Annotated in this window: 19 protein-coding genes and 1 riboswitch; of the genes, 12 read left to right on the top strand and 7 right to left on the bottom strand. The window is 63.9% G+C overall.

From position 1 onward, the window contains the following. The first annotated feature begins 15 nt into the window (after positions 1–15). The 5 genes from COCCU_RS03180 to COCCU_RS03160 all read left to right on the top strand — a co-directional run bounded on the left by COCCU_RS03180 (position 16) and on the right by COCCU_RS03160 (position 5,657). Positions 16–1,644, top strand: a complete 1,629-nt coding sequence (locus COCCU_RS03180) for a flavin-containing monooxygenase (RefSeq protein ID WP_269434468.1) — start codon at positions 16–18, stop codon at positions 1,642–1,644. 190 nt (positions 1,645–1,834) lie between these two features. Beyond that, positions 1,835–3,388, top strand: a complete 1,554-nt coding sequence (locus COCCU_RS03175) for a GMC family oxidoreductase (RefSeq protein WP_156230185.1) — start codon at positions 1,835–1,837, stop codon at positions 3,386–3,388. Positions 3,389–3,525: 137 nt separating this feature from the next. Further along, positions 3,526–4,530, top strand: coding sequence for a carbohydrate ABC transporter permease (locus tag COCCU_RS03170; RefSeq protein WP_156230184.1), 1,005 nt, complete (start codon positions 3,526–3,528; stop codon positions 4,528–4,530). Continuing rightward, positions 4,527–5,363 (top strand): carbohydrate ABC transporter permease, encoded by an 837-nt coding sequence (locus tag COCCU_RS03165; RefSeq protein WP_156230183.1) that lies wholly within the window; start codon positions 4,527–4,529, stop codon positions 5,361–5,363. The genes COCCU_RS03170 and COCCU_RS03165 overlap by 4 nt, the downstream gene beginning before the upstream one ends. Positions 5,364–5,438: 75 nt before the next feature. Beyond that, complete coding sequence (locus COCCU_RS03160; protein ID WP_156230182.1) at positions 5,439–5,657, top strand: hypothetical protein; 219 nt, start codon at positions 5,439–5,441, stop codon at positions 5,655–5,657. On the opposite strand, the gene COCCU_RS03155 is transcribed toward COCCU_RS03160, so the two are convergent. Further along, positions 5,654–6,088: a VOC family protein gene (locus COCCU_RS03155; RefSeq protein ID WP_156230181.1), complete on the bottom strand. Its 435-nt coding sequence runs from the start codon at positions 6,086–6,088 to the stop codon at positions 5,654–5,656. The two genes, COCCU_RS03160 and COCCU_RS03155, sit on opposite strands and share 4 nt — an antisense overlap. Before the next feature lie 45 nt (positions 6,089–6,133). Next, positions 6,134–7,777, bottom strand: a complete 1,644-nt coding sequence (locus COCCU_RS03150; RefSeq protein ID WP_156230180.1) for a PucR family transcriptional regulator — start codon at positions 7,775–7,777, stop codon at positions 6,134–6,136. A gap of 244 nt (positions 7,778–8,021) precedes the next feature. On the opposite strand from COCCU_RS03150, the gene COCCU_RS03145 reads away from it, so the two are divergent. The 3 genes from COCCU_RS03145 (at position 8,022) to COCCU_RS03135 (ending at position 12,702) form a co-directional block, all read left to right on the top strand. Next, positions 8,022–9,566 (top strand): CoA-acylating methylmalonate-semialdehyde dehydrogenase, encoded by a 1,545-nt coding sequence (locus COCCU_RS03145; protein WP_156230179.1) that lies wholly within the window; start codon positions 8,022–8,024, stop codon positions 9,564–9,566. A gap of 43 nt (positions 9,567–9,609) precedes the next feature. Continuing rightward, positions 9,610–10,992: an aspartate aminotransferase family protein gene (locus tag COCCU_RS03140; protein WP_156230178.1), complete on the top strand. Its 1,383-nt coding sequence runs from the start codon at positions 9,610–9,612 to the stop codon at positions 10,990–10,992. Positions 10,993–11,241: 249 nt separating this feature from the next. Then, complete coding sequence (locus COCCU_RS03135) at positions 11,242–12,702, top strand: MDR family MFS transporter (protein WP_156230177.1); 1,461 nt, start codon at positions 11,242–11,244, stop codon at positions 12,700–12,702. Here the strand turns inward: COCCU_RS03135 and COCCU_RS03130 are convergent. Beyond that, on the bottom strand, positions 12,699–13,367 hold the full coding sequence (locus tag COCCU_RS03130; protein ID WP_156230176.1) for a GntR family transcriptional regulator: 669 nt from the start codon (positions 13,365–13,367) through the stop codon (positions 12,699–12,701). The two genes, COCCU_RS03135 and COCCU_RS03130, sit on opposite strands and share 4 nt — an antisense overlap. A gap of 129 nt (positions 13,368–13,496) precedes the next feature. On the opposite strand from COCCU_RS03130, the gene COCCU_RS03125 reads away from it, so the two are divergent. From COCCU_RS03125 to COCCU_RS03115, 3 genes are all read left to right on the top strand, one after another. Next, the gene (locus COCCU_RS03125; RefSeq protein WP_156230175.1) at positions 13,497–14,078 is read left to right on the top strand and encodes a dihydrofolate reductase family protein; all 582 of its coding nucleotides are present in this window, start codon (positions 13,497–13,499) and stop codon (positions 14,076–14,078) included. 39 nt (positions 14,079–14,117) lie between these two features. Next, a riboswitch (TPP riboswitch) is annotated at positions 14,118–14,215 on the top strand. Positions 14,216–14,288: 73 nt separating this feature from the next. After that, positions 14,289–15,068 carry a 3-oxoacyl-ACP reductase gene (locus COCCU_RS03120; protein ID WP_156230174.1) on the top strand — a complete coding sequence of 260 codons (780 nt, stop codon included), beginning with the start codon at positions 14,289–14,291 and terminating at the stop codon, positions 15,066–15,068. After that, positions 15,068–16,414 carry an LLM class flavin-dependent oxidoreductase gene (locus COCCU_RS03115; protein WP_156230173.1) on the top strand — a complete coding sequence of 449 codons (1,347 nt, stop codon included), beginning with the start codon at positions 15,068–15,070 and terminating at the stop codon, positions 16,412–16,414. Before COCCU_RS03120 ends, COCCU_RS03115 begins: the two co-directional genes overlap by 1 nt. Here COCCU_RS03115 and COCCU_RS03110 read toward each other — a convergent pair. The 3 genes from COCCU_RS03110 to COCCU_RS03100 are packed head-to-tail and all read right to left on the bottom strand — an operon-like array spanning position 16,367 to position 18,129. Further along, positions 16,367–16,813 (bottom strand): YdcF family protein, encoded by a 447-nt coding sequence (locus COCCU_RS03110; RefSeq protein ID WP_156230172.1) that lies wholly within the window; start codon positions 16,811–16,813, stop codon positions 16,367–16,369. The two genes, COCCU_RS03115 and COCCU_RS03110, sit on opposite strands and share 48 nt — an antisense overlap. Then, positions 16,813–17,313 carry a 5-(carboxyamino)imidazole ribonucleotide mutase gene (gene purE, locus COCCU_RS03105; RefSeq protein WP_156230171.1) on the bottom strand — a complete coding sequence of 167 codons (501 nt, stop codon included), beginning with the start codon at positions 17,311–17,313 and terminating at the stop codon, positions 16,813–16,815. Before purE ends, COCCU_RS03110 begins: the two co-directional genes overlap by 1 nt. A 45-nt stretch (positions 17,314–17,358) precedes the next feature. Further along, positions 17,359–18,129, bottom strand: a complete 771-nt coding sequence (locus COCCU_RS03100) for a helix-turn-helix domain-containing protein (RefSeq protein WP_156230170.1) — start codon at positions 18,127–18,129, stop codon at positions 17,359–17,361. A 69-nt stretch (positions 18,130–18,198) separates the two neighbouring features. Here COCCU_RS03100 and COCCU_RS03095 point away from each other — a divergent pair, with 69 nt between their 5' ends. After that, positions 18,199–18,699, top strand: a complete 501-nt coding sequence (locus COCCU_RS03095; RefSeq protein ID WP_156230169.1) for a VOC family protein — start codon at positions 18,199–18,201, stop codon at positions 18,697–18,699. Here the strand turns inward: COCCU_RS03095 and COCCU_RS03090 are convergent. Next, positions 18,696–20,588: a potassium transporter Kup gene (locus COCCU_RS03090; protein WP_156230168.1), complete on the bottom strand. Its 1,893-nt coding sequence runs from the start codon at positions 20,586–20,588 to the stop codon at positions 18,696–18,698. The two genes, COCCU_RS03095 and COCCU_RS03090, sit on opposite strands and share 4 nt — an antisense overlap. Positions 20,589–20,600 lie beyond the last annotated feature (12 nt).

The raw sequence follows: 20,600 nt of genomic DNA, 5'->3' as shown, positions 1-20,600 counted from the left end.
CAGGAGGAGATGAACATGTCCCATTCCCTTGACTCCGAGGTCCTGATCGTCGGTGCCGGCTGGTCCGGCATGTACGCCCTGCATCGCCTGCGCAAGCTCGGCCTGAACGCCACCGTCCTGGAGGCTGCTGAAGATGTCGGAGGAACCTGGTTCTGGAACCGCTACCCCGGCGCGCGTTGCGATATCGAGTCGCTGCACTACTCCTACTCCTTCGATGAGGATCTCCAGGAGGAGTGGACCTGGTCGGAGCGTTATGCCGCGCAGCCAGAACTGCTCTCCTACGCCCGCCATGTGGCGGATCGTTTCGATCTCCGCAAGGACATCCGCTTCGGGGTGTGGGTGGAGTCCGCGGAGTTTGATGAGTCCACCCACCAGTGGACCTTGAGTACTTCAGCTGGACAGACCTTCACCTCTCGTTTCCTCATCATGGCCACGGGTTCTCTCTCGGCGCCGAAGACACCGGATATTCCTGGTCTGGAGAATTTTCGGGGTGAGATCATCAGCACCTTCGACTGGCCGGAGGAGAAGCGGGACTTCTCCGGGCAGCGGGTTGCGGTGATCGGTACCGGTTCCTCCGGTATCCAGGTCATCCCGGAGCTGGCGAAGACAGCGGAGGAGCTCTTCATTTTCCAGCGCACCCCGAGCTACAGTTTGCCAGCCTTCAACCGGCCGTTGTCCCGGGAGGAGTCGGAGGAGTTCAAGCGCAGTGCAGCGCAGATCCGGGCCGCTGCCCGGGACTCGCTGGATGGTCTGGCTCTGGAGAACTCCGGTAAGTCTGCTCTGGAGATCAGCGCGGAGGAGCGTGAGGAGATCTTCTCCGCGGTCTATAACCAGGGTTCCCCCTTCAAGTTCCAGGGCATCTTCACTGACCAGATGTTCCAGGAGGAGGCCAACCGTACTGCCGCTGACTTTGTGGCCGCCAAGATCGCGGAACGCGTTGATGATCCGGATATCGCGAGGGCTTTGACCCCCACCAGCTATCCGATCGCGACCCGTCGACTCTGCATCGATACCAACTACTACGAGACCTACAACCGGGACAATGTCACTCTGGTGGATCTGCTCAGCGATCCGCTGACCCAGGTCACCGAGCAGGGACTGCAGACCGAGGCAGGGCTCCATGAGGTTGACATCATCGTCCTGGCCACCGGTTTCGATGCCATCACCGGTGCGCTGAGCCGGATCGACATCCGTGGCACCGGGGGTCGTCTGCTGCGGGAGAAATGGGCCGACAAGATCTCCACCTACCTGGGGTTGATGATCAACGGCTACCCGAACCTCTTCACGGTGACGGGTCCGCTCAGTCCCTCAGTGTTGAGCAATATGATGGTCTCCCTGGAACACCATGTCGAGTGGATCACCGATTGCATCGCCCATCTCGATCAGCAGGGGTTGAGCCGGATCGAGGCCTCCGCCGAGGCAGAGGCGGAGTGGGGCGAACACGTCAATGAGGTAGCCGCCCAGACGCTCTTCCCCCAGGCCAACTCCTGGTACATGGGTGCCAATGTGGCGGGCAAGTCCCGGCAGATCCTGCCCTATGTGGGCGGGGTGGGTAACTATCGCCGCCGGACCCTGGAGATTGCGGCTGATGGCTACCGCGGTTTTGAGTTGCAGTCCCAGCCTTCCGTGGTCATCGCCAACTGATTTCCCCGGTGGCTTGAGAGCGGGTCACACCTTTCCTGGTGTGGCCCGCTTTCCGGTGTTGGCGGGGCGTCGATAAGCGCTCTGCACCCAATGCCAAGCAGGCGTGCACCCATTGCCTAATCATGTGAGATCAGGCACGGCAATATGGGTGATGAAACTCAGATCACTCATTTTCGGGAAAGGCCCACTCATGGAAGCTCAGCTGGATTACCTCATCGTCGGTGCCGGATCCGCCGGTAATGTCATCGCCCGGCGGCTACTCGATGCCGGTCACCGCGTGGCCGTGCTGGAGGCCGGTGGCCAGGACATCAACCCCATGATCGCGAATGTCGCCGCCGCCGGGGGTCTCTGGCATGGCCCGGAGGACTGGGGTTATTTCACCACCGAGCAGGAGGGCTGTAATGATCGTCGACTTCACCTGCCCCGCGGCAAGGTCGTGGGTGGTTCCCACGCCCTGAACGCCACCATCTGGGTGCGGGGTGTGCCGCAGGATTATGATGCCTGGGCCTACAACGGTTGCCCGGGCTGGGGTTGGGATGAGGTGCTCCCGGTGTTCAAGAGCATCGAGAACTATGATGGCGATGCCTCGGAGGACCGGGGTACTGAAGGACCGCTCGACGTGATCCAGAACTTTGAGCTGAACCCCATCCAGCAGTCCATTCTCGATGGCGCGGTGGAGCAGGGCATGGCATTGAATGAGGACTACAACTCCGGTGAGATTGAGGGGGTGGCCAAGATGCAGCTCAATATCCGGGATGACAAGCGTTTCAACACCTGGCACGCCTACCTCAAGCCCGTGGCAGAGCACCAGAACCTGCAGATCATCACCGATGCGCAGGTGCTGCGACTCCTGGTCGAGGAAGGTGTGGTCACCGGGGTTGAGTACCGCCATGAGGGGGAGGTGAAGATCCTGCGGGCCGGGGAAACCGTGCTCACCGCCGGAGCGATCGGGTCCCCGGAGATCCTGCTGCGCTCCGGTATCGGACCGGCCGCAGAGCTGCATGAGGCTGGGGTGGAGCCCATCCATGACCTGCCCGGCGTGGGTAAGAACCTGCATGATCACCTGCTCTCCCCCGTCATCTTCACCACGAAGAATAAGCCGGTCCCGGAGTGTGGCATCGCGGCAGCAGAAACCCACCTCTTCTGGAAGAGTCAGCCCGATCTTGAGGTCCCGGACACCCAGCCGATCCACTTCTCTCTTCCCATGTACTTCCTGGACTCCATGTCCGGCCCGGAGAATGGGTTCTCCCTGGTGGCCGGGATCGTCCGCCCCCAGTCCCGGGGTGAGATCACGCTGAGTGGCCCGAACCCGGAGGATCCGATCAACATTGACCTCGGTGCACTGCGCGACCAGGCCGATGTGGATTCCCTGGTGGCATCCGTCCGGCAGTGCCGTGAGCTGGGCCGCACCCAGGCGCTGGCGGAATGGGGCACCGAAGAGGTCTACCCGGGACCAGAGGTCTCCGACTCCCCGGAGGATCTGGAGGAGTATGTCCGCAACACCGCAGTGACCTACCACCACCAGGTGGGTACCTGCCGCATGGGTATTGACGGGCAGGCCGTGGTCGATCCCCGCACCTTCCGGGTCCGTGGCCTTAAGGGACTGCGTATCGCGGATGCCTCGATCATGCCGACCATTCCGACCGGCAACACCAACGCCCCGACCATCATGATCGCGGAGCGTGCCGCCACCAGGCTGCTAGCGGAGGACGTGATTGAGGCAGCCGAGGCAGCCATCGCTTAAAGGGATGGGTTTCCCCTGGCGCGCACTATCCTGCCACACCCCTAATTCACCGAACTTCGCTCCTTCACCCCTCAGGTGGTTCTATGATCCAGGTAACACACCCGTAGACTCCCACCCAAGCAAGGAGCGCTGGAGATATGTCCAGAATGAGGCAGGCGAGATCAGCCGCCTGGCTGATCGCCCCGGCCATGATCGTGCTGGCGGTGGTGATCGGTTATCCCATTGTCCGCGCGATCTGGTTGTCTTTCCAGGCGGATAAGGGACTGGATCCCACCACCGGCCTGTTCACCGCCGGGGGTTTCGCCGGTTTCGAGAACTATCTTTATTGGTTGACGCAGCGCTGCATGAGCCCCAATGGCACCGTCACCACCTGTCCCCCGGGCACCCTGGCCACCGATTTCTGGCCGGCCCTGCGCATCACCCTCTTCTTCACGGTGGTCACGGTCACCCTGGAGACGGTGCTGGGCATGTGCATGGCTTTGATCATGAACAAGGAGTTCCGAGGTCGTGCGCTGGTGCGTGCCGCGGTGCTGATCCCCTGGGCCATTCCCACGGCGGTGACCGCGAAGCTCTGGCAGTTCATCTTCGCCCCGAGGGGCATAGTCAATGAGCTCTTCAATCTGGACATCTCCTGGACCACTGATCCCTGGGCGGCGCGTGCCGCGGTGATCCTGGCTGATGTGTGGAAGACAACCCCGTTCATGGCCCTGCTGATTCTGGCGGGACTGCAGATGATCCCCAAGGAAACCTATGAAGCGGCCCGGGTGGACGGGGCCAGCCGTTGGCAGCAGTTCACCCGGATCACCCTCCCCCTGGTTAAGCCGGCGCTGATGGTGGCGGTGCTCTTCCGCACCCTGGATGCGCTGCGCATGTACGACCTGCCGGTGATCATGATCTCCAGTTCCTCCAACTCCCCCACCGCGGTGATCTCCCAGCTGGTGGTGGAGGATATGCGGCAGAATAACTTCAACTCGGCTTCGGCCCTGTCCACCCTGATCTTCCTGCTGATCTTCGCGGTGGCCTTCATCATGATCCGCTTCCTGGGTGCCGATGTCTCCGGCCAACGGGGTGTGGCCAAACGCAAGATCGCCGGGGAACGTAAGAGCAGGCGGAGCGCTAAGCAGAAGGTGGCAGCGAAATGAGCAAGAAGCTGAAGTCCCAGATCATGAACTACACCGGGGTGGTGTTCATCCTCTTCTGGGGTCTGGCACCCTTCTACTGGATGGTGATCACCGCCTTGCGGGATTCGAGCCACACCTTCGACACCACGCCCTGGCCCACCCACGTGACCCTGCAGAATTTCCGGGATGCCCTGGCCACGGACAAGGGCAATAACTTCCTCGCTGCCATCGGCAACTCGGTGATCATCAGCGTGACGACGACCGCGATCGCCGTCGCGGTGGGTGTCTTCACCGCCTATGCCCTGGCGCGCCTGAACTTCCGCGGCAAGGGCCTGGTCACCGGCATCATCCTGGGGGCCTCCATGTTCCCCGGCATCGCCCTGGTCACCCCGCTCTTCCAGCTCTTCGGGGATATCGGCTGGATCGGCAGCTACCAGGCGTTGATCATCCCGAATATCTCCTTCGCCCTGCCGCTGACCATCTACACCCTGGTGTCCTTCTTCCGGCAGCTGCCCTGGGAACTGGAGGAGGCGGCGCGGGTGGATGGCGCCTCCCGTGGTCAGGCCTTCCGGCTGGTGCTGCTGCCCCTGGCGGCACCAGCACTGTTCACCACCGCGATCCTGGCGTTCATCGCCACCTGGAATGAGTTCATGCTGGCCCGCCAGCTCTCCACCACCGCGACGGAACCGGTGACGGTGGCCATCGCCCGCTTCTCCGGGCCAAGTTCCTTCGAGTACCCCTATGCCGCGGTGATGGCTGCTGGTGCGTTGGTGACCATTCCCCTGATCATCATGGTGCTGATCTTCCAGCGCCGGATTGTCTCCGGTCTGACCGCCGGTGGCGTGAAGGCCTGAGCAACCCCCAAGGGGTGTGCGCCTTTTAGCTTCCCAGGGACTGCCCCGTGACCACTGCCGCCTAGACTGACTTCCATGAGCCCCACCGACCCCCAGGACCATTCGGAGGACCGGCGCCGTAAATTGCAGCTGGATACCTTGACCGGTTTCCTGGGTTTCTTCGCCTTCCTCGCCGTGGTTCAGGCCGTGATCAACATCTTCCGGCCCGAACCGCTGGTCTGGCCCGCCCTGCTGGCCCTGGTGCTGGTGATTGCCACGGTGTCCCTCTGGCGGGCAGGGCGATCGCGTTCCTAAGCGATCTTTTCCGCCAGGGCCACGATGATTCCGGCGGGGCCACGCAGATAACACAGCAGGTAGGTGTCCTCATAGTTGGCCACCTGCCCCAACAGCTCTGCGCCATGGGGGCGGAGCTCGGCAATGGTGGCGTGGATGTCATCCACCGCGAACATGATGCGGTGCAGGCCGAGGGTATTCGGCTGATTTCCGGAAGCTGCCTGCGCCAGCGGATTGAGGTAGCGGGTCAGCTCGAGCCGGGAATGCCCGTCCGGGGTGTGAAGCAGGGCGATCTCACTGCGCACCCCGCTCATCCCGAGGGTCTGGTCCACGAACTCACCTGACACCATCTGTCTTCCCTCCAATTCCAGGCCCAGGGCCTGGAAGAAGGTGATGGCATGGTCCAGATCATTGACGACGATGGCGATATTGTCCATGCGGTGGATGGCCATGGCATTGATATTAGTGCCATAAAAGGCTTAGGAGAAGCCCCGGAGCTACCTCTCCCGGCGGTGGGCCCGCACCGCCAACCCCAGCGCGAATTGGGTGTCCCCCTCCCCCAGGTCCACCTCCAGCAGGGTCTCGATCTTTGAGATCCGGGCATAGAGCGCGGTGCGGGAGAGGTGCAGTTTCTGGGCGGCAGCGCTGCGGGAGGCGGGGTGTTCCAGCACCATCCGCAGGGTTTCCAGCAGATCCGTGCCGTGGGCGGCGTCGTGAAGCAGCAGGGGGTCCAGCATGAGGGAGACAAAACCCTGCACCCGCACATCATCGCGGAGCTGGTTGAGCAGGCCGGCCATCGGGGTTTCCGCCAGGGCGACCATCCTCAAGGGGCCCGGACCATAGGACACCTCCCCCAGTTCGCGCAGTTCACGCAGGGAAATCGCCAACTCCACCGCACCATCGCAGGGTTCGGAAACCACCACCACGACGGCCGAACCATAAGTTTTGAGCAGCACCTCCCCCAACTGGCGCACCACCTGATGCACGTTCATCCCGGTGGGCAGGGAAAGGGCAGCTGTCAGACGCCGGGACTGGCCCGGGGTGGGGCTGAGCAGCACATCCACCTTCCCCAGGCTGGGGCGCAACAGCTCCCGGAGCTGATGGGAGTCCAGGGCGGCACTGTCATGGAAGAGTTCGCAGCCGATCAGCACCCTGCCCCGAGCGCGGAAACCGGAGACCTCCAACACCTCCTCCGCATCCTCCACCGTATTGAAGCGGGTGCCCACCAGGCGTTGCACCGCATTGCGTTCAATCAGCTCCACCCAGGAATTCGGGTTCCTGGAACTCAGGCGCTGCACCGCCAGGGTCATGGCGGTGTGCCGCAGAATGTGGTGGGCGATCCGCTCATTGTCCACCCCACCCCGGTAAAACAACCTGCCCAGGGAAGTGCCGCGAGCCCGGATGTCAATGAAGGTCCAGGGCACCTGTGCCACGAGGTCCACCACCTGCCGCGGGTTTACCGGGGCCTGCCCTTCCCTCGCCCAGGTCGCGGACTTCTCCCGCCACCCGGCCAGCAGCTTCGAGGGCAGGTGATGGCCCTCGGCATAACAGACCACCGCATGGGAGGGGTCTTCCAGCACCACCGGGGCCTGCAGCAGGCGGCCCGCCTGGGTGATGATCTGCTCGGTGGGTGCCCCGTTGTAGAGCAGGGCCGACATGGTCTCCACCACCGAGTTCATCATGGTGATCTCCTCGACCTGGCGTTCCAGGATCTTCAGGTGCACCGCCTCGGTCACCGCCACGAAACGTAGCTCGCGGTGCGCCACCAGCAGGGGCAGCTCATGTTTCCGGCACTGTGCCACCACCTCTTCCGGAATCTCCGTCCAGGTCAGGCCCAGTTCCACCAGCAGCGCCGCCGCCCCCGCCGCCGCGAAGGAAGCCACCTGTTCCGCCCGTTCCGCAGGGGTCGCACCCCAGCCGGAACCGGTGCTCAGCAGAAGTTCCCCGCCGCGCAGCAGCTGGCCCACGCGGCGCGAATCTGCGACATGGGCCCAGCGGATGCTGCGACCCAGCTGATGGTGGCCCACGAGCAGTTCTGCCCCGGCGTCGAGAAGCTCGGGCAGGGCGAGGACATCCCCGAGTTTGAGCACAGCCTGGATTCCGGGATCAGGATGTGGACCGGCCGGGGTGTTCAGCGGCATGGTGGGGCTCCTTCTTGGAGAGCGGTGGGTTGACAGTGTGTCCACTTCGGGCCGGGATGTGTCGCACCATGCCCCTATCCCCGAGGAAGTTTAGCTGTAACCATGGTCACAAGCGAAGGTTTTCGCAGTTCACTCCCCTGCTTCTGGCAGGGACCGTCCAGAACCCTTCAGCAGCACCTTGCCCAACACATTGTCAGCTGAACTGGCCACCAGCGCCGAGCAGCTCTTCCCGAGAGGAACCCCCATGTCTGATCACACCCCGCACACCCAGGTGGCCACCGCAGAGCGCACCGGGAACCGGGCCACCCCTAACCTCATCCCGCACATCATCAAGGGCGCCAAGATCACCTCCGCGGAGCGCACCGGGGAGGTGTTCAACCCCGCCACCGGCCAGGTCACCGGGAGTCTCCCCTTCGCCGATGCGGCCACCGTGGCCAAGGCCATCGATGCTGCCGAGGCTGCGTTGCCGGGGTGGCGTGCGATGGGTATGGCCAAGCGGGCCGGCATCATGTTCCGGCTGCAGCAGATCATCGCTGAGCGTAAGGATGAGCTGGCGGCCCTGATCACCGCCGAGCATGGCAAGGTGCTCTCCGATGCCGCCGGTGAGATCACCCGCGGGCTGGAGAATGTGGAGTTCTGTGCCGGCGTGGTGCAGCACATGAAGGGCGAGTTCCTGGAGCAGGCCGCCGGTGGCATCGACGTCAAGCAGATCCGCCAACCTGTTGGTGTGGTCGCCTGCATCACCCCCTTCAATTTCCCGGCGATGGTGCCGCTGTGGATGATCACCACCGCGATCGTCGCCGGCAACACCGTCATCCTGAAGCCCAGCGAGAAGGATCCCTCGGCCGTCAACTGGATCGTGGAGGCCTTCCACGAAGCGGGCCTGCCGGAGGGGGTGCTCAACCTGGTGCACGGCGACAAGGAGACGGTGGACGCCATCCTGGAGGAGCCGCGCATCAAGGCCGTCTCCTTCGTGGGTTCCACCCCGATCGCCAGGTCCATCTACACCCGTTCCGCGGCGGCTGGTAAGCGCGTCCAGGCCCTGGGTGGGGCGAAGAACCACATGGTGGTCATGCCGGACTCCGACCTGGATGTCGCCGCTGATGCCGCCATCTCCGCCGGTTTCGGTTCCGCTGGCGAGCGTTGCATGGCGATCTCCGTGATCGTCGCGGTCGGGGAGATCGCCGATGAACTGGTGGCCAAGATCAAGGAGCGCATGATCAGCCTGAAGGTCGGCCACGGCACCGATGCTGCCTCCGAGATGGGCCCCCTGATCACCGAGGCCGCCCGCGACCGGGTGAGCAAGTTCGTCGCTGAGGCAGAGCAGAATGGTGCCACCGTGGTGGTGGATGGCCGCGAGCATGGGGTCCCGGCGGAGGGTTTCTTCACCGGCCCCAGCCTGATCGACCACGTCACACCCGGCATGCCGGTCTATGAGGAGGAGATCTTCGGCCCCGTCCTGGCGGTCGCCCGGGTGGGCAGCTTCGCCGAGGCGGTCCAGCTGATCAATGACAATGCCTTCGGTAACGGCACCGCCATCTTCACCAGGGATGGGCGCACCGCCCGGGAGTTCGAGTTCCAGATCGAGGTCGGCATGGTCGGCATCAATGTCGCCATCCCGGTCCCGATCGGCGCCTTCTCCTTCGGTGGCTGGAAGGACTCCCTCTTCGGTGACACCCACATGTACGGACCCGAGTCCTTCAACTTCTACACCCGCCGCAAGGTGGTCACCTCCCGCTGGATGCTACCGAGTGAGTCCCAGATCGAGCTCGGCTTCCCCACCAACTAGACCACCAACTAGACCACCGAAGAAGCTGAAGGAAGAACCCATCATGTCGAATTTCACCGCCGCCGACGGCCGCCACATCTACGAGACGGACCGCTCGCATGTCTTCCACTCCTGGTCCGCCCAGGACAAGGTCACCCCGCTGCCGGTCTCCCACGGTGAGGGCGCCACCTTCTATGACTACGACGGCAATGCCTACCTGGATTTCTCCTCCCAGCTGGTCAACCTCAACCTGGGGCACCAGCATCCCCGCCTGGTGAAGTCCATCCAGGATCAGGCAGCGAAGCTGGCCACCATCCAACCGGCCTTCGCCAATGACGCCCGCTCCGAGCTGGCCCGCCTGCTCACCGAGGCGGCCCCCGGCAACCTGAGCCATGTCTTCTTCACCAATGGTGGCGCCGACGCCAATGAACATGCGGTGCGCATGGCACGGCTGCACACCGGGCGGAAGAAGATCATGTCCGCCTACCGCTCCTACCACGGCGCCACCGCCACCGCGATCAGCCTGACCGGTGATCCGCGCCGCTGGCCCAATGATCCGGGCGATGCTTCAGTGCTCCACTTCTTCGGTCCCTACGCCTACCGTTCCCCCTTCTGGTCCGAGACCCCGGAGCAGGAGAGTGAGCGTGCCCTGGCCCACCTGGAGAACCAGATCATCCTCGAGGGTGCCGGCACCATCTCCGCCATCATCATCGAGACCGTGGTGGGCACCAATGGCATCCTGGTGCCGCCCCCCGGTTATCTGCCGGGGGTTCGTGCCCTGTGCGATAAGTACGGCATCCTCTACATCGCCGATGAGGTGATGGCCGGTTTCGGCCGCACCGGCACCATGTTCGCCATCGAGAACTTCGGGGTGGAACCGGACCTGATCACCTTCGCCAAGGGCGTGAACTCAGGTTATGTCCCGCTCGGCGGCATCATCATCAGTCCGGAGATCGTCGACACCTTCCGCGAGAAGGCCTACCCGGGTGGTCTGACCTACTCCGGCCATCCCCTGGCCTGCGCGGTGGGGGTGGAGACCTTCGCGGTCTTCGCGGAGGAGAAGATCCTGGAGCGCACCCAGGACCTGGGGCAGCGCGTGGTCCGCCCCCGCCTGGAGGCCATGAAGGAGAAGCACGACTGTGTCGGGGAGGTCCGCGGTCTGGGACTGTTCTGGGGGATTGAGCTGGTCCGGGACGAGGAGACCCGCGAACCGCTGGTGCCCTTCAACCCCTCCCCGGAGGAGAACCAGCCGATGCTGGAGTTCGCCGCTGCCTGCCGCCGGTCCGGCCTCTGGCCCTTCACCCACTTCAACCGGGTGCATGTGGCACCGCCACTGATCATCAGCGAGGAGGATCTCAACCGCGGCCTAGACATCATCGACGCGGCACTGGATGAGCTCGACGCCTACGCCACCCCGACGCTTCAGGCGGCAAGCATCAGCTCCTGAGCACACCTGCGGCAATGATCTCCCCGGTCATTGCCGCTTCTCGACGCCCTCATCACCCCGGGGTCGCAGGAGCGGCTGAACTTTCCCCCTCCGAAACAACTGTTTCCCATGCTCAGAGGCCTGAAATGCACCAGCTGAGAGCAACCTTTGCCGGATACCCCCATATATGGCAGGCTGTAGAGGTTTTCTCTTAAATCAGTTGCGGGTTGTCCGTCTGAACATGATCCTGTGAAAGGTTCGCTCCACCCCATGGAACCCCAAATAAATAACTCGACCTCCCCGGCACCGCAGAAGTTGCCACGGGAGGTCGTCATTGTGCTGGCGGTCCTGGTCATCTCCGCGATGATCATGATCCTCAATGAGACCATCCTTTCGGTGGCCCTCCCCTCCATCATGGAGGACTTCCAGGTGCCGGAAACCACCGCCCAGTGGCTGACCACCGGTTTCATGCTCACCATGGCGGTGGTCATCCCCACCACCGGTTTCCTGCTGGACCGTTTCACCACCAAGACGATCTTCGTCACCGCCCTGCTCTTCTTCACCGTGGGCACCTTCATCGCGGCCCTGGCCCCCACCTTCGCCATCCTGTTGGGGGCCCGCATCATCCAGGCGGTGGGTACCGCCCTGGTGATGCCCCTGCTGATGACGGTCACCCTCACGGTGGTCCCCCCGGAGCGTCGGGGCGCGATGATGGGCATCATCTCCATCGTCATTTCGGTGGCCCCGGCGCTCGGCCCCACCGTCTCCGGTTTCATCCTCAACTCCCTGAGCTGGCACTGGCTCTTCTGGATGATGCTGCCGATCGTGCTGGTCGCCCTGGTGGTGGGCACCATCCTGATCAAGAACATCGGGGAAACCAGAAAGTCCCCGCTGGATGTGCTTTCGGTGCTGCTGTCCGCCCTCGCCTTCGGTGGTCTGGTCTACGGACTCAGTTCCATCGGCGCCATCCTCAACGGGGAAGGTGGCATGGCGATCATGATCCTCATCATCGGTGTCATCTCCCTGGTGGTCTTCGGTTGGCGTCAGATCCAGCTGGGCAAACAGGGCCGCGCACTGATGGACCTGCGCCCCTTCCAGATCCGGAACTTCACCTTCTCCCTGCTCGCCATCCTGCTGGCCTTCGGCGCCATGCTGGGTACCGTCATGGTGCTGCCGATCTACCTACAGAACTCCCTGGGAGCCACCGCCCTGGTCACCGGCCTGGTGGTCATGCCGGGTGGTCTGATGCAGGGTCTGATCGCGCCTTTCATCGGGCGTTTCTATGACAAGGTGGGCCCCCGCCCCCTGCTGATCCCCGGCGCCGTCATCCTCGCCGCAGCAGCCTGGTCACTGACCCTGCTGGGTAGTTCCACCCCGATCTGGCTGGTGGTTGTCCTCCATGTGGGCTTCTCCCTCGGCATGTGCCTGATGATGACTCCCCTGATGACCACCGCCCTGGGTTCCCTGCCCAAGCAGCTCTACGGTCATGGTTCCGCCATCCTCAACACCCTCCAGCAGCTGGCGGGTGCCGCCGGTACCGCCATCATGATCGCGGCCCTGTCCTTCGGCACCCTGCTGGCCAGCGACTCGGGTCTCTCCCAGACCGCGGCCGTGGCCTCCGGTGCGCGGGTGGCCTTCATCGCCGGTGCCATCATCGCGGTGCTGGCCCTGGTTGCCTCCCTCTTCGTCACCCGGGTCCGGGAGGAACCGAGCTCCGCACCCGCCCCTTAATGCAAGGTGCGGGGAGCTCCCTCCACATGGGCACGGAGGGTCTCCCGAATCTCCGCCCGATCCCCACGGCGGATGCACTCCACCAATAACTCATGGTGAGTGCAGAGGAGCGCATCATCATGACGGTGGTGTTGGGTGGCTGCGAGAACAAGAGTCATCTCCGCTTCCATCACCGGCCAGAACTTCATCATGAAGGAGTTGCCGGAGGTCTCCCAGACCCCACGGTGGAAAGCCATGTGCGCCTCATGACGCCCCAGGGAGTCGGGGTCACGCATCTGCTCGAGGTAGGTGGCCAGGGTTGCGTCAAGCACCGCCATCCGCTTCCCCGTCGCGTCAGCCAGGATGGCATCGATGGCGGCCATGTCATTGACCAGGCGCACCGCAGCCAGCTCCCGCACCCGCTCCGCACTGACCTCACTGACGCGGTAACCCCGGTAGGCCTCCTGCACCAGGTAGCCATGTCGGGCGAGCTGGTTCAATGCCTCCCGCACCGTCGGGCGACTCGTGCCGAGCCGCCGGGTCACATCCGCCTCGATGATCCGCTCCCCCAGGGAAATTTCCCCCAGCACGATCCGACGTTTCAGATCATCAATGATGCTCTGCCGCCGCTGTGTGTTAGCGGACGCCACCACCTGGGTACCGCCGGCTGGTTCCTTGCCTGCCATACGAAGGTTCCTTCTTCCCTGCTTTCGGAATGCCTGCCCATTCTCCCACAATGCAGCCCCGGAAAAGCCCGATTCTCCTGCTCTTTTGGCCCCCTATCGCTGTCGAGGGAATAGCCATAGAATTTTGTTATGGCGATCATCTACAACACCGCGACCACGCTCAACGGTTTCCTCGCCGATGAGCACAACTCCCTGCAATGGCTTTTCGACGTCCCCGGCAGTGAGGAAGCCGAGCAAGAGATGGACACCTTCCTCGCCGGGGTTTCCGCCCTGGTGATGGGATCCACCACCTATGAGTGGATCCGCCAGGAAATGGACCTGCTCAACCACCCCGAAAAATGGCGTGACACCTACGGCGACCGACCCACCTGGGTGTTCTCCTCCCGGGAACGTGAAATCCCCGAAGGCCTGAACATCCAGGTGATCAACAGTCCCGTGGTCGACGCCCTGGACCAGCTCCGCGCCTCAGCCGCCGAATACAACCCGGAGGGTGATATCTGGATCATGGGCGGCGGCGAACTGGCCGGCCAGTTCCTCGACGCCGGGGCCCTGGACCGCATCACCTTCACCATGGCCCCGGTATTCCTGCCCTCCGGGGCTCCCCTGCTACCCCGCCGTGTGGAAAGCCTGCGCCTGAATCTGGCCGAAATGAAACAGTCCGGGCGCTTCATGGAATTCACCTTCGACATCAACCAACCCCCTGAAGGGTGATTTCCTTAACGAACACAACAACCTGAATGCTATGGTCGCGACAGTGACACGGGGTGCCTTCCCGAGGATGGCTGAGAACACACCCGTTGAACCTGATCCAGTTAGCACTGGCGAAGGGACTGTCCGCGCTGCCGCATATCCATACCCTCCCCTGGATCTGTGTGCCTTCTCGGTGGACTCCCCCCTCGCCACCAGCAGAAAGGCAGCACAATGAGCAACGCTCTCCACACCCCCATCTCCGAGCAGGTCGTCCTGGTGACCGGTGGCGCCCGCGGCCTGGGTCGCCGCATCAGCGAGGCATTCCTCAAGGAGGGTGCCCGTGTCATCATCAACTATCACGGTAGTAAGACAGCCGCCGAGGAGCTCGCCGCCGCACACCCCGGCCGTGCCCTCGCCCGCCAGGCTGATGTCAGGGACCGTGCGGCCGTTGATGCCCTGATCGCCCAGGCCTCCCAGGAGTTCGGCGCCCCACTGACCACCGTGGTCAACAACGCCCTGGTGGACTTCTCCTTCGACGGTGACGCCCGCCCCAAGGCCGAGGACATCAGCTTCCGGTGCTTCTCCGAACAATTCGAGGGGGCGGTTGGCGGTGCCCTCAACACGGTGCAGGCCGCCCTGGATGATTTCGGGAAAGCCGGTTTCGGCCGCGTCATCAACATCGGCACCAATCTCTTCCAGAACCCGGTGGTCCCCTACCACGACTACAACGCCGCCAAGGCCGCCCTGCTTTCCCTCACCCGCTCCCTGGCCAAGGACCTGGGTCCGCGCAAGGTCACCGTCAACATGGTCAGCGGTGGCCTGCTCCGCACCACCGACGCCAGCGCCGCCACCCCGGAACCCGTCTTCGACGCCATCGCCGCCGGAACCCCGCTCGGCTCGGCCACCACCCCCGAAGAGCTTGCCGACGCCGTGCTCTTCTTCGCTTCCCCCTGGTCCCGTGCCATCACCGGCCAGAACCTGATCGTCGACGGCGGACTGGTCATGAACTGATGGGCACCCCGGAAAAGAAACAGATCCACCTCAACCTCTTCGCCTTCGCCACCGGACATCACACCGCCGCCTGGCGGGCCCCTGACTCGGTCATCGAAAAACTCGGTGACATCTCCTATTGGGAGGAACTCGCCCAGACCGCGGAACGTGGCCTGCTGGACGCGGTATTCCTCGCCGATGGCCAATCCGCCGGGCTCGGGGGCATAGCCAACGGGCCGGGCTGGTTCCTCGAACCCATCACCACCCTGACCGCCATGGCCCGGGCCACCACAAAGATCGGGCTGGTCAGCACCATCTCCAGCACCTTCTGGCAACCCTTCCACGCCGCCCGCCTCCTGGGCAGCCTGGACCACATCTCCGGCGGACGGGCCGGCATCAACGTGGTCACCTCCATGACCGATGAGGAAGCCCGCAACCACGGGATGGAGCACCTCCCGGCACACCCGGAACGCTACGCCCGAGCCGCGGAATTCATCGAGGTCATCCAGAAACTCTGGGACTCCTGGCCGCGAGATGCGATCCACGCGGATCGTGCCGGGATCTACACAGACCCCGCCCAGCTGCAGGCCATCGACCACGAGGGGGAGTTCTTCGGGGTGGCTGGCCCATTGAATCTGCCGCAGTCACCCCAGGGCCGACCGGTGCTCTTCCAGGCCGGGGCCTCGGAACCCGGAAGGGATCTGGCAGCCCGGCATGCAGAGGGCATCTACGCCGTGGCCTGGGACCTGACGATGGCCCGGGAGTACCGTGCGGATATCCACCGCAGGGCCGCTGCGCTGGGACGGGACCCGGATCGGATCACGGTGATGCCCGGCCTGGTCACCTATGTCGCGGAGACTGAAGCAGCCGCCAGGCAGAAGCAGCGAGAGCTCAATGAGCTGCTCCCCGTGGGGGATTCCCTGCATCAACTGGCCTTCTTCATCGGTCAGGACACCTCCGGGTGGGAACTGGATGAGGCGGTGCCGGAACTTCCCCTGCTTGAGGAGTTCAGGGGCCCGAAGGGGCGTTATGCCACGGTGCTGCGCATCATCGAAACCACCCGCCCCACGGTCCGGGAGCTGCTGGGATACCTTGCTGCCGGTGGTGGGCACGCCACTTTCATCGGCACCCCGGAGCAGGTGGCTGATGAGATCGAGCGTTGGGTGGATGGCGGCGGGGCCGATGGATTCAACCTGATGCCACCTGCCCTGCCCAGCGGGATCGAGGACTTCGTGGACCTGGTGGTCCCGGTGCTGCAGGAACGCCGACGTTTCCGCACCTCCTATGAGGGCGACACACTCAGGTCCCACCTCGGGGCTTTAACCCAGAAGTCTGCGCCACCCCACCCGCAGCACCGAATGCGGTAACGCCAGACACTCCCGCAGGAACATCGCCAACCTGGCGCTTCCGGGGGTCGGGGCGGACACCACCTCCACCGGGATGCCCAGGTGCCAGGCCCACAGCCGGGTGCGCAGCAGATGGAAGTCACTGGTCACCACCGTCCAGCAGGTGGTGTCCGGCAACAGCGCGTGGGCGTTCTCCAGGTTCTCATTGGTGCTGGTGGCGGCATTCTCCAGTCGGAGGATGCCAGAGTCGGTGCCGTGTTCGATCAACCAGTCCGCCATGACCTGTGCTTCCCCGCGGCCGCTGAGGACGCCGACCCCCGCAGCGTCGATAAGCGGTTGTGCGCGGCGCAGCCGCTCCCGCAGGATGGCGGAGGGGCGATCCCCGTCAACCAGGGCTCCCAGCACCAGAACCGGGTTCACTACTGGCCGAGCAGACGCTGACGCAGCGCCTCATCCTTCTGCTCCACCTCGGCAGCCATGTTGGCCTGGTAATCGATCATGCGCTGCTGCAGCTCCGGCAGGCCGGCGGAGAGGATACGAACCGCCAGCAGACCGGCGTTCTTGGCACCACCGATGGAGACGGTGGCCACCGGGACGCCACCCGGCATCTGCACGATCGAGAGCAGGGAGTCCAGGCCGTCGAGGTCCTTCAGGGCGCGGGGAATACCGATCACCGGCAGCGGGGTGGCGGCGGCAACCATGCCAGGAAGGTGCGCGGCACCCCCGGCGCAGGCGATGATGGCCTTCAGCCCGCGTTCATGGGCGGACTTGGCGTAGTTGAGCATCCGCTCCGGGGTGCGGTGTGCGGAGAGCACCCCGACCTCGAAGGGGACGCGGAATTCGGTGAGTACCTCGGCGGCCGGGGCGACGGTGTCCCAGTCTGAATCCGAACCCATGATCAGTCCGACGAGCGGTTCCATATTCTCTCCTTGAGGTCCTGCGCAACCTTGAAGGCCGGCGCGTGTTCAATCCCCGCTTATTGTGCCAGAGTCCCGACGGTAATCATTCGGGGTGATCCCCAGGACCTCCCGGAAATCAGCGGCCAGGTGGGAATGATCGGCATAACCCAACTCCGCCGCCACCGCTGTGATGCTGTGCCCAGGGTCCTCCCGCAGTCGCTGCGCCGCCTCCTGCAGCCGATAACGCCGGATGATCGCCAAGGGCGGCAACCCCACATAACGTCTGGCCAGGCGCTGCACGCTGCGGACGGAAAGAAACATCCGTTCCGCCAGCTGCTCCACACGGTGAATTTCCCGCTCCTTGGCGATCAGCTCCTCCATGCGATTGGCCAGCAAGCCATTTTCATCCGCTTCCGGGAGGTGCTCCAGGCACCAGGCGGTGAATCCGGGCACGGGGTCTGCGGGTTTGACCGCAGTCAGCAGATCCGGAACCCACAGACGCTGTGCGAGGTCCCGGATCTCCCTCGGTGCGGGATGCAACCCGGCCAACCCGGCGGGGCGCAACAGTGCGCCCACCGCCCAGCCCTGCCCCATCAGCAGGCGGTGACTGGCCCGGGAGGTGGGGCCGTTGAGGGTGATCAGGGGCGTTTCCACCACCAGGTTAGAGGCGGGGAAAGGCAATAATTTCTGTCTCACCTGCTGACCTTCGGGCAGGTTCCAGCGGGGCCACCAGAACCAGCGGACCCGGTCCACCAGCTCCGCCGGTGCTGCTTCGCGTTGGAAGGTGGGTAGTTCTTCGGGGTAGAGGATTCCGCGGGGATCACCGGTTGAGTTCATCTCTCCCCTTTGACCAAGGCTGTCGCGAATCTCCAATGCCTGCAATTATCCCGACGATAGCGTGAAGTCATGAGTACTTCCAGACCCGAAATCACCGGAAAATACACCAACAACGGCACACCCCGCGGTTACACCAGCTTGACCCCCTTCCTTGCGGTGCGGGGTGCCCGGGAGGCCATCAGTTTCTACCGGGATGTCTTCGAGGCCCGGCTGGTCTCCCTGATCGAAATGGGAGGTCAGGTCAGCCACGCCGAACTCGACTTCGGTGACGGCCGCCTCCAGCTGGGTGAGGCCGACCCCCAATTCGGACTGACCCCACAACCGGAAGAGGACGCCACCTCCTTCTCCCTGACCCACTACTGCCAGGATGCGGATGCCCTGCTGGCCAAGGCCGAAGCCGCCGGCGCCACGGTGCGTGAACCCTTGAGCAATTTCATCAGCGGGGACCGCTTCGCCTCCATCCGGGATCCCTTCGGAGTGCGCTGGTCACTGATGACCCGCATCGAGGACCTCTCCGATGAGGAAAGCTCCAAACGGGTCGGCGAATGGGCGGCGCACTATGGAGGTTAGATCCTGAGCTCGGTGCCCAGCACCACCGTCCGGGCCGGGGGCAACCGGAAAGTTTCGGTGCGGGTGGCCTGATTGCGGTCCATGGAGAGAAAGAGCCCCTGCCGCCATCCCCGCAGGCTGTGTGGCCTGGCGGGACGCAGCGTCAATGCAGAGAGGAAATACGTGGCCTGATCCAGGTCCACGTCCAACTCTTCGCTCTGTTTCAACGCCAGCCTCAGATTTCCGGGGATGTCCTGCTCATCGGCATAACCCAGCTGAATCTCCACATAGACGATCCCATCGCTGGCTGAGCCCAGCAGATCCACCGACACCCGCTGGGTCTCCGGGATGCTCGGCAGGTTGCGCTGCACCAGCCGGACAATGATCACGTGGCTGTGCAGCATCCCCAGGTCCGCCACACACTTGAGCAGTGCCAGTGGGACGGTGTCCGGATTATGGTGCGGGAAAACCGCCACCCCGGGCACACGGTGTGGGCCCAGGTCATCCAGGGAAGCCAGGAAATGATCCAGCCCGCCCTCCAGCAGGCGGCGCCGGGTGCGCACCTGCGTGCTCCCCCACTGCCAGACCAGCATAAACAGAATCAGGATGGCGGCGATCAGCAGCGGTATCCAACCACCCGCCAGGATCTTGGTGGTGTTGGCGGCTAAAAGGAAAACCTCCGGAACCCCGATGAAGAGGAAGAAGAGGGAGCTCCGCCACCAGTCCCAGTTCCAGGTGAAGTGCGCGTAGATCAGGAAGATGATGCTGACCAGCACCAGGGTTCCGGTCACCGCCAGACCATAGGCATTGGCCAGGTATTCCGAGGAGGGGAAGAGGAAGACCAGTGCCATCACCGCGAAGAAAAGGAGGAGGTTGATCAACGGCAGGTAGATTTGTCCCGCCTCGCTTCGGGAGGTGTGGCGGATCAACATCCGGGGCAGCAGATTCAGGTGGATCGCCTGACGAGTCAGGGAGAAGGCCCCCGAGATCACCGCCTGGGAGGCGATCACGGTGGCCATGGTCGCCAGGATGAGCAGCGGGATCTGCAGGGCTGGGGGTGCCAGGTGGAACATGGGGTTGCCCACGGTGTCAGGGTGACTGATCACCAGCGCACCCTGCCCCAGATAGATGATCACCAGGGCAGGCATCACCACCACAAACCAGGCCAACCGCACCGGCCGGGCACCGAAGTGGCCCATGTCGGCGTAGAGCGCCTCTGCCCCGGTGACCGTCAGCACCACCGCACCCAGCAGGACAAAGGCCTGGAAGGGCTGGTTGAGGATCAGTGCCACCGCCCAATGCGGGGAGAGACTGAACAGGATCTCGGGGTGCGCGATGATCTGAGGGACACCCAACGCCACCAGCACCAGGAACCAAAGCAACATGATGGGGCCGAAGGCCAGGCCCATATGCCCGGTTCCCATCGGCTGGAGTGCGAAGATCAGGGCCAGGACCACCGCTGAGATCGGTACCACCCAGGTGGAAAGATTCGGGGAAACCACACTCAGCCCCTCCACCGCGCTGAGCACCGAGATCGCCGGGGTGATCACCGCATCACCGTAGAAGAGCGCTGCCCCGCACATCCCCAGGAGGCCCACCACCGCACCGAGGCGGCGGTGGTTGTGGAACCGGTCGCGCAGCAGTGCCAGCAACGCGAGGATGCCACCCTGACCCTGGTTGTCGGCACGGGTCACCAGGATCACATATTTGCAGGTGACGATGAGCGTGATGGTCCACAACACCATGGAGATGATGCCGTAGACATTGTCCGGGGTGGGTGACACCGCATTGTGTTTCATGCTGAAGGCGGTGTGCAGGGCATAGAGGGGGCTGGTTCCGATGTCCCCGAAGACCACACCGAGCGCACCGAGCGCGAGCACCGTGGTCCCGGCGGACCGGGGCGTTTTCATGGGTTATAGTGT

It is taken from the genome of Corynebacterium occultum (genome assembly GCF_009734425.1).
GTDB lineage: Bacteria > Actinomycetota > Actinomycetes > Mycobacteriales > Mycobacteriaceae > Corynebacterium > Corynebacterium occultum.
This window is presented reverse-complemented; position numbering and strand designations above follow the sequence as displayed.